Here is an 8903-nt window from a genome sequence, read left to right as displayed (position 1 = left end):
CGCAAGATCGATCGCTGGGGCAATGTTTCCACGCGGGCACTGGAACCCAGTGCCGTCAACGCCATCGTCAAGCGGCGGGCACAAATGGCCGGTCTCGACCCGGCGGAATTTTCTGCCCATGGCCTACGCTCCGGCTATCTCACCGAAGCCGCCAATCGTGGCATTCCCCTGCCTGAAGCCATGGAACAATCCCGCCATCGCTCCGTGCAACAAGCGTCGGACTATTACAACAATGCCAAAAGGCGTAGCGGGCGGGCGTCACGGCTGCTTTAAAGCCTGTGCCGGTCACTACAGAGCAAGGCCGCTTACATCTGTTATGGGGTGGGTCCTGCCCGACCGCTTCTAAACGGCAGAGTTAGGAAAGCGGCCATCCAGTGTTGTCATTCTCGAGCTTGCAGTTGAAAAGAGTAATTTGCTCAGTCGGCGGCTCGATTTTGCCCTCACTTTCTTTAAAGCCAGCGTCGCGCAATGCTTGCCGCAAGCCGTCAAAGGCCGCTTGCAACTCCTCTTTATCCTTCCCTGACAAGCAGATATTATCCATGAACACGGACTCTTTCTGAAAACAATCTATTACGATAAAGTTTGTATAATCTTGCTCGCGGCACGATGTACTTTCTCCCGCACTTCACCTTCGCATTGTTCACGAGGCAGAATGTCCACGATACCGCCACAGGTAAGTACCATCAGCGGCGATCCGTCCCGAGGAAGAAGCGGGATGCCAACAGCGTTGATATAGCTGTACCAAGTGCCGAAAGTAGTTACACTCCCATGCCTGCGGAACTCTTCGAGCGCCTTCTCCACGTTTTGCCTGATGATTGCCTCCTGTGCAGGTTCAGAGGCAATAAGACGCTTCAACATACGCGCCCGTTCTTCCGTGTTTTGCGCAGCCATCCAGGAAAGTCCCATCGCTGAACACCACATCGGCAGGCGCGAACCGGTGTTAAGACGCAGCGAAACCGGCCCCGCCGCACGCGAATTAACGAGATAGATCATGTCGATGCCTTCCCGTCTGCCGATAGCAGTTGACCCGCCGGTCGATTCAGCCAGTTCATCAAGAATAGGCTGGGCCACCCGCACGATCGGCATCGTGCTAAGAGCACCATAGCCAAGCGCAATCGTTGCTGCCCCGATCGAATAACGCCCCAGATTCTCATCATAATCCAGATAACCCAGAGCAGTCAGCACCGCGGTCAGGCGCGAAACCGTCGCCTTTGGCAATCCGGTACGATCAAGTAAATCTTGATTTCCTAGAGACTTGTCTGAAGCAGTAAAGGCACGAAGAATATGTAAGCCGCGAACCAATGCGGTAGCAGAGCCTGGTTGAGCACCTGCATTCCGTGTGGAGGGTGACCGTTTTCTCAATTGTAATCCACCTCAGACAGAGACTTGATATGAAAGTTGTCGCTCATCCATTTATGGAGGAGATAATTTATCAATATTCAACTGATAAGACACCTCCGGATTTATTTCGAGCAGCTGAAATGCTGTATTCCAGATCATCAGCGAAAGTTTCCATGTGTCCTTCATGGGAAATATTCAGCATGATCTGAATTCCCTTTGGTTCAAGCAGCAGATTAAGAATCCAGCCACGCTTGGCCATCTCGTCCGATACGATGGCAAGATCGGCGTTGCGTGGGCAGATCGCAATGAGCGAGAGTTCCGGTTTGCCGACGAGTTCACAGTCTAGCTTTTCAAGCCGTAGAATCAGATCATCCCGCATCGTCATGATACGGCGGTTAAGTGCTACATATCCCTCATATCCAAGATAGCGCATAACAGCCCACGCCGCAGCGATAGGGCCGCCCGAACGGGTGCCGGAAAAAGAATCCGTCATATAAAGGCCGCGCGGCCAGTCGGTGAAACGGAACAGTGTTCGCTCACGCATTTCCTCGTTACCGAACAGGACGACCGATGCGCCCTTGAGTGTGAATCCATATTTGTGAAGGTCCGCCGAGATTGAGCAGACACCTGGAACGGTAAAGCCAAACTCTGGAATATTATATCCCAATAACTTGACGAACGGTGCCTGAAAGCCGCCGATGCAGGCATCGACATGCATCCACACATCATGCCGTACGGCAATCTCCGCAATCTCCGTGATCGGATCGAACAGGCCGCAAGGATAGCTCGGAGCGGACCCAACGATCATCATCGTATTTGGCCCAATGGCCTTTTCCATGGCCACAGGATCCGCGCGGAAATCTTGCCCCACCGGAACCCGTATTGCCTTCACACCAAAATAATGGGCATGTTTGTTGAAGGCGGGATGAGCAGTTTCGGGAATGACAAGTTCGGGCCGGGCGTCAGGGTTGCGCAGACGAAAACGTTCAAGCGCGCCCAGCATGGCCATAAAGATACTTTCGGTCCCGCCGGATGTGACCGTGCCGCATTCACCGCCCTGGCCGCCCATCAATCTCACTGCTGATGCAATAATCTCATCCTGCAAGCGCCCGACGCTTGGAAACGCGCGACGGCTGACAGGATTGGTGGAGGAGAACACATCGTAAGCCTGCTGCGCGACCTCAAGCACGTCGTCGCCACCAAAATGGTTCAGCCCCTGTAGGCGTCCGTTACGCCAGTCCACATCCCCTGCAAGCATCTGCTGTAGATCCCGGTGGACCATGTCTGCAGCGCCACGTTTTTCGCCCAGTGCCTGCCCAGTCATCTCAGTCATTTCTCTTTCCTTGCTGGTGCTTGCGCATTCAGTAACTGTGTTCATCGTAATCGGCGGTGGCTGCGGTCGAACGAACATGGGCGACCGCTTCCTTGACGGCCTCGATGTACTCTTCCACCGTGTCCAGATGGGCAGGGTTAACCCCCTGATGGATACCAAGAGGTTCTCGCATGCGTCCGCGCATCCATCCCTTCGCTTCCAATCTATCCGCAACAGCCATGATGTCGATTGTCGGATCGGTAGCAACGTAGACAAACAGATTGCTTTCCAGCTTCTGGTCAACGCAGGCCAATCCCTTGATTCCGTTGATGCCTTCCATTAGAAGACGAGTCGCTTCCATCGTCCTGCGTGTCGCCTCCAGATAACCCTGCCGCCCCATATAATTGAGAACAGCCCACGTCGAAGCGACGGAACCAGCCGGTTTCGATCCCATAAATGTCGGTGTGGCATAGGTTCCGCGCGGCCAGTTGCCAGATTCAAAACCTTCATAGGCCTGCAAAGCCTTGTCCGCATAGATTGCGAGGCTGGCGCCTTTGGCTGTATAGCCGAACTTGTGCAAATCGACCGAGATGCTGGTAACGCCTTCTACTGCGAAATCCCATTCGGGAAGTTGATAGCCAAGCATGGTGGCAAAAGGAGATACGAAGCCCCCCCAGCAGGCATCGACATGCAGCCACAGGTCTCGCGACTTCGATATTTCTGCAAGCTCTGTGATCGGATCAATGCGTCCATGCGGATAGCTCGGCGCGGACGAGTAGATCATGATCGTGCGGTCATCAATTGCAGCCGTGATTGCAGCCGGGTCGGCGCTGTTTTCCGGTGAAAGCGGTGTGCGGCGAATTTCAATGCCAAGATAATGGGCCGCTTTGTCGAGGCACGGATGAGCCGCGTAGGACGTGACGATGTTAAACGTGCCCTGTGCCTCATTGCGCTTTGCGCGGGCCCTGTCGCGCGCAGTTTTTGTGATGATGAACACGCTTTCGGTTCCGCCAGATGTGAAGGATGCACCGGCACCTTCCGGCGCATGAAACAGCGGAAGACACATCGCAAATATGTCCTGCTGCATCGCAGAAAGGCTCGGAAACGCACGACCTGCCCCAAGGCCGTTTTCGCCAATGAACATGGCATAGGCCTTTCGTTGAACCTCAAGCGTTTCTTCATTGAAATAGTATGTATAGCTTGGAAGACGGCCCGCTTTCCAATCGAAGTCTTTTTCCTTGAAACCCTCCAGACGCTGTCTCAGTTCTTCCCACGAAGACCCATTCTCAGGAAGTTCCGTTATCTGCTCATATGTCATCTGTGCCTCCTCCGGGGACTGGCTGTTGCGCTGCGCGATCAATGAAGCACCTGAGACAGGAACGTACTCACCCGATCATCCTGCAAGTCGGGGTCGAAAAATTCGGCTGGCGGGCGCACCGTTATGATGCGACCGGCTTCCATGAACACGATACGACTGGCTATTCGACGGGCAAAACCCATCTCGTGCGTAACAGCGACAATGGTGATGCCGCTCCTCGCGAGATCGCTCATGACATCGAGAACCTCGCCCACCATTTCCGGATCGAGCGCTGATGTCGGTTCGTCCATGATCAGGATTTCCGGTTGCATGCAAAGTGCGCGTGCAATGGCCACGCGCTGCTGCTGTCCTCCCGACAGGGTGTCCGGATATTTCGACGCATGACCGAGCATGTTGACGCGGGCGAGAAACTGCTCAGCTCTTTCCCGCGCTACATTGTCGTTTTCACCGAGCACCGTCATCGGACCGAGCATGCAGTTTTCCATCACCGACAGATGCGGGAAAAGGTTGTAGCGCTGAAAAATCATGCCGACCGACTTGCGCACATCATGCGCCGTGCCATCTCGCTCGGAAATCTTGATGCCGTTCACCAGAACACTTCCCTGTTCATAGGGCGCAAGGCCGTTAATGCAGTAGGAAAGAGTGGATTTTCCGGACCCCGAAGGCCCGCAAAGCACGACGCATTCGCCCTTGGTAATCTCAAGGTTAATGTCCTTCAGGACATGCAATGGGCCAAACCATTTATGGACGGCCTGAAACTGAACAATAGCGCGATGATCATCCATTTTTTGTGTCTCTCTGCCCCGTTTGCAGACGCTTTTCGATCCATCGCCCGTAGTAGCTCATGGATGCGCAAAGCATGATGTAGATGATCCCGACGAACAGATAAGCTTCGAGAAAAAGTCCCTGCCAGTTGGCGTCGGCCTTCGCGGCATTTGCCGTGCCGAGCAAATCGAGCATGGAGACCACCATGACCAGTGAAGTATCCTTGAGCCCGGAGATCGATGTATTGATAAGCGATGGCAGCGATATCCTTATCGCCTGAGGGAGGATGACCAGCTTCTGCGCTTGCCAGTAAGTCATTCCGATCGCCTTAGCCGCCGCATACTGGCTTAGCGGCAGGGCCTGTAGACCGCCACGAATATTCTCGGCCATATAGGCAGAGAAAAACATCACATAGGCAACGATTGCGCGCAGAAGCGGTGGAATGTCCCAGTCGCTGGGAAGGACAATTGGCAGAACGAAAACCGCCAGAAACAACGCCGAGATCAATGGAATAGCGCGAATGAACTCGATATAGCCCGTACAGATCCAACGAAACAGCGGCATATCGGATTTCCGGCCAAGCGCAAGCAGGATTGCCAGCACAAAGCTGACAGAAAGGCCGACCGAAGCCATGAAAAGCGTCATCGGCAATCCGCTCAAATTACGTAAAGGAACGCTGGAAAGACCAAACCCGCCGAAAAGAAGCCACCAGATGAGGGCGAAGCAGGCAACGCTGCCTGCTGCCAGGGTCCGCCGACGCGATCTGGTCTGCCAAAAGACCGGCATTGCAAGCGTTGCAACCAAACCCAGAATAAGAATGGTGGCGATCGCTGCGCGCCACTGCTGATCATATGGATAAAGACCAAAGAGGATCAGCCGCCACTTATCCTGTAGAAATGCGATGCAGGCGCCACCTGCGTCGCGGCACTCGGCGTAAGTAGCGGGCGCTGTGACGCTGCTGAGAACCAGCCAGTCGAAGACCATGTAACCAACGGCACAGAGGATAACAAGACGCAGGATGCGTCCTGCAACAGCAACAAGAGAGGCTGATCGCGGCGTCTCGATTTCAACAGAGCTAAGCATCAACGAACGCTACCCTTTTGTTCAACCAGGTCATGAGTGCGGAAAGCAGGAGATTGATGACCAGGAAGCTTGCCATGATGATCAACGTGCACTCGACGATGCGGCCCGTGTCGACGCTGGCTGCCATACTGATCCGTACAACTTCTGGATAAGCAATCAGCACACCAAGAGAGCTGTTCTTGATAAGCCCTCCAAACTGGCTGATCATCGGCGGCACCATGATACGCAATGCCTGCGGCATAACAATCAAACGAAGGGTTCTGGCCTTGCTTAAACCAAGACTGGCAGCAGCTTCACGCTGCCCTCGATCAACGCCCATAATGCCGGAGCGCACCGTTTCAGCGAAGAAGCCAGACTGATAGATCGCCAACGAAACCAGAAGCGCAATAAACTCGGGAGTAACGATCCAGGCATTGCGGAATCGCAAACCAGACAATTCTGGCCACGCGGCGCTGGTGCCGAAAAGAACGCCTGCAAGCAGTGCCGCTCCCCCACAGAGTTTAAGGTTAAGCGAGAGACGTGCCGATTGTTCACGTTTTACCCATCCCACCGCCAGCAGAATTAGACCGGCAACGCTCAGGCACCATACGAAAGGCGTGGCTTGGAAATTGAATTCTGGAAGGACCAGCCCGCGATTGGTCGCAAATATACCTGGCCATACCGCTTCTGCATGTCGCGGCGATGGAAAGCTTCGACAGACCGCATACCAGAAAAGAAGGTGCAGCAGCAGCGGAAGGTTACGGTTGATCTCGATATAAAGCAGCGCAAGGTTAGACAACCATTGGCGATGGGATATTCGAGCCAACGCAATAAAAAACCCCACCACCGCACACACGATAATTGCGACAACCGAGACGATGATCGTATTCATCAAACCGGCAAGAAACACCTTCCAGTTCGGATCGTCGGGGGACACGCCAAAGACGTTCTCGCCCATTTCGAAACCACTCGGCTCGAACAGGAACGCGAAAGAAAAACCACGCGTCCCGATCGTCGGGGAATTCATCGCATTGTGGATGAAGAACCCGGCGACACCGATAATCCCGACGACGAGCACGAACTGATAAACCCGGGCTCGAAACCAAGGTTTTTTCCATAAGACCACAGCTGACAGCATAAGATTCCAGACCAAAAGGCTTTGGTGAAGACGCAAAGGATGCAGGAGCGGTAAAGAGTACCGCTGTCTTTATGCTGTCATCTCAACGCCATGTCGGCGACCAGAGCAGGCCACCATTGGTGTAGAGCTCGTTCATGCCGCGCGGTAGCTTCATTGGCGAGTTAGCACCGAGGTTCCGCTGCCAAATATCGTCATAATTTCCCACTGACTGAAGGACCTTGACCATGAAATCATTGGGAATACCCATAGCTTCCCCAACATTGCCCGCAACACCGAGGAACCGCTGGATTTCAGGGTCTTCAGACTTCTGCATCTCATCGATATTGGCCTGATTGATACCCAGCTCTTCGGCTTCGATGAGCCCGTAATAGGTCGTGCGCACAACATTGACCCATTTCGGGTCGATCTCACGTGTGAACATACCGGTGAAGGATTTCTGATAGACTTCTTCGAGGATATCGTGAGCGGTGGGGTCTTTCAGGCGCTCGCGGGTGGCGGCGAGGATCGGGATTTCTGTAGTGTAGACATCGCAGCGATTACTCTCATAAGCTTCAAGCCGCTGAGCGCTTTCGGCGAATGCAACTGGTTTGAACGTAATGCCTCTCTGGCGAAACACTTCTGTAATCAGCGTGCTATGGTTGGTGCCTGCCGATATGCAGATCGACGCACCGTCCAAATCTTCAAATGTCTTCGCTTCCAGATCCTTGTGAACCATAAAGCCAAGGCCGGTGAAAACGAGCGGGCCAATGAAATCGAAGCCAAGGTCGGTATCACGCGAGATATTCATAGTAATTGCGAGGCCAGCCAGGTCGACCTCACCAGTGCTTACTGCGGTAACGCCGGTGGAGAATGTGGAAGGTACGAACTCGACCTTGTCGGGAGAGCCAAAAACGGCTGCAGAGACTGCGCGGCAGAAATCTACCTCCAGCCCGCGCCATTCGCCCTTGCTGTCGATCGTGGAAATGCCGGCTACATTTTCATAGCTGGCGCATTTGAGGTGTCCACGCTGCTTGATTGTTTCAAAAACGGTAGCGTTGGCAATGATCGTCCCATTCAAAAGCACGCCAGCCGCTACGGTTATTCCAACAGATATTAATGTGCGAAGTTTCAAGTTTCCCTCCCAAGGTCCGTCGTGTTGCGGATTGGGCTGAAGTTAGATATTTCAGCCGGTTTGTGTCAAGAAATAAATGGAATTATATTTTACTTTAGATCGAAGGCTGTAAATCGATTGCGACGCAAAAGCTGCCACTACGCAAAGCAGTGCGTTCGCCACGATGATGAGACCTGTGCTCTACGTGGGAGTTTGAATAGGAAACTGTTCTTCTTGCGCTGACGCGGTGGCCGCACCCAAAAGGAAATTATCAAGGACCTGCTGAGATCAGCACAGAGAGCTATATTGGTGATTGCGTCGCCATGCCCAGTCATCAATGCCGACCACACTCGGTGGCGTTGGCGGCGGACGATCATATCAGCGAACGGTTCGCAGCAGGGTATCATTGCTAATCGGGAAGCCACTGCCAGCATCACGCTCGCCGGCATCGAACTCATTCACATGATGCGAAAGCTACAAGGCAGTTACGGCTCAACGGCACCGCTTTCACTCAAGCAACAATTCACAGCGCTCACAGCATAATTGCGCCTGCAGTTAAGCTGCGCCCCGTGCTAAACCAATGTTTGCAACGGAGCCGTTTTCCGCCCATGCATGCAGAAAGATGAGGAAAGCCCAATCTTGAGCAGAGAAATTTCGATCATGCGCCTTTACCGGTGCCAAGCAGATCCAAGAGAATCATCTGCATAGTTCGTTTCCTTCTCACATATTCGGGTAAACCGGTCCTTCGCCGACATTTCTTCCACGGCGGTCGAAACGGACACGGTCCTGAATGTAAACATTACATGTTTACATAGACCGGTCCTTCGCCGCCTTGGGGCGGAACCCAGTTGATGTTCTGGTTCGGATCCTTGATGTC

10 protein-coding genes and 1 pseudogene are annotated in these 8903 nt (G+C 53.6%); 2 read left to right on the top strand and 9 right to left on the bottom strand.

The window, feature by feature from the left end; translation table 11 throughout:
* The coding region (locus tag DKP76_RS18770; RefSeq protein ID WP_146198958.1) for a tyrosine-type recombinase/integrase at positions 1–273 on the top strand (273 nt) is incomplete at its 5' end.
* An 82-nt stretch (positions 274–355) separates the two neighbouring features.
* Here the strand turns inward: DKP76_RS18770 and DKP76_RS18765 are convergent.
* The 8 genes from DKP76_RS18765 to DKP76_RS18730 form a co-directional block, all read right to left on the bottom strand.
* Positions 356–541, bottom strand: coding sequence for a hypothetical protein (locus DKP76_RS18765; protein ID WP_109708166.1), 186 nt, complete (start codon positions 539–541; stop codon positions 356–358).
* Positions 542–570: 29 nt separating this feature from the next.
* Positions 571–1362 carry an IclR family transcriptional regulator gene (locus tag DKP76_RS18760; protein ID WP_109708165.1) on the bottom strand — a complete coding sequence of 264 codons (792 nt, stop codon included), beginning with the start codon at positions 1360–1362 and terminating at the stop codon, positions 571–573.
* A 70-nt stretch (positions 1363–1432) separates the two neighbouring features.
* Complete coding sequence (locus tag DKP76_RS18755; RefSeq protein WP_109708164.1) at positions 1433–2752, bottom strand: pyridoxal phosphate-dependent decarboxylase family protein; 1320 nt, start codon at positions 2750–2752, stop codon at positions 1433–1435.
* Entirely contained in the window at positions 2703–3971 is a 1269-nt protein-coding gene (locus DKP76_RS18750; protein WP_109708163.1) for a pyridoxal phosphate-dependent decarboxylase family protein, read from the bottom strand. Before DKP76_RS18750 ends, DKP76_RS18755 begins: the two co-directional genes overlap by 50 nt.
* A 38-nt stretch (positions 3972–4009) precedes the next feature.
* Positions 4010–4756: an amino acid ABC transporter ATP-binding protein gene (locus DKP76_RS18745; RefSeq protein ID WP_109708162.1), complete on the bottom strand. Its 747-nt coding sequence runs from the start codon at positions 4754–4756 to the stop codon at positions 4010–4012.
* Entirely contained in the window at positions 4749–5819 is a 1071-nt protein-coding gene (locus tag DKP76_RS18740) for an amino acid ABC transporter permease (RefSeq protein WP_109708161.1), read from the bottom strand. The genes DKP76_RS18745 and DKP76_RS18740 overlap by 8 nt, the downstream gene beginning before the upstream one ends.
* Positions 5812–6936 (bottom strand): ABC transporter permease subunit, encoded by a 1125-nt coding sequence (locus DKP76_RS18735; RefSeq protein WP_109708160.1) that lies wholly within the window; start codon positions 6934–6936, stop codon positions 5812–5814. The genes DKP76_RS18740 and DKP76_RS18735 overlap by 8 nt, the downstream gene beginning before the upstream one ends.
* Before the next feature lie 82 nt (positions 6937–7018).
* Positions 7019–8047: a transporter substrate-binding domain-containing protein gene (locus tag DKP76_RS18730; RefSeq protein WP_109708159.1), complete on the bottom strand. Its 1029-nt coding sequence runs from the start codon at positions 8045–8047 to the stop codon at positions 7019–7021.
* Between the two features lie 396 nt (positions 8048–8443).
* Between DKP76_RS18730 and DKP76_RS19545 the strand changes: the two are divergent.
* Positions 8444–8569, top strand: a pseudogene (locus DKP76_RS19545) (IS6 family transposase); the annotation flags it as partial.
* Positions 8570–8825: 256 nt separating this feature from the next.
* Here DKP76_RS19545 and DKP76_RS19910 read toward each other — a convergent pair.
* Positions 8826–8903 (bottom strand): 4Fe-4S dicluster domain-containing protein (locus DKP76_RS19910; protein WP_146198950.1); only part of this gene is annotated, 78 nt, incomplete at its 5' end.

Source organism: Falsochrobactrum shanghaiense (assembly GCF_003149535.1).
In the GTDB taxonomy this organism is placed as follows: Bacteria; Pseudomonadota; Alphaproteobacteria; order Rhizobiales; family Rhizobiaceae; genus Brucella; species Brucella shanghaiense.
Note: the sequence above shows the minus strand (reverse complement) of the source record. Positions and strands in the feature narration are given on the sequence as shown.

Excerpts from the sequence above, each read along its gene's own strand:
- DKP76_RS18765 (WP_109708166.1), bottom strand. The coding sequence starts at position 541 with ATGGATAATATCTGCTTGTCAGGGAAGGATAAAGAGGAGTTGCAAGCG.
- DKP76_RS18755 (WP_109708164.1), bottom strand. The coding sequence starts at position 2,752 with ATGTTCGTTCGACCGCAGCCACCGCCGATTACGATGAACACAGTTACT.
- DKP76_RS18750 (WP_109708163.1), bottom strand. The coding sequence starts at position 3,971 with ATGACATATGAGCAGATAACGGAACTTCCTGAGAATGGGTCTTCGTGG.
- DKP76_RS18745 (WP_109708162.1), bottom strand. The coding sequence starts at position 4,756 with ATGGATGATCATCGCGCTATTGTTCAGTTTCAGGCCGTCCATAAATGG.
- DKP76_RS18740 (WP_109708161.1), bottom strand. The coding sequence starts at position 5,819 with ATGCTTAGCTCTGTTGAAATCGAGACGCCGCGATCAGCCTCTCTTGTT.
- DKP76_RS18735 (WP_109708160.1), bottom strand. The coding sequence starts at position 6,936 with ATGCTGTCAGCTGTGGTCTTATGGAAAAAACCTTGGTTTCGAGCCCGG.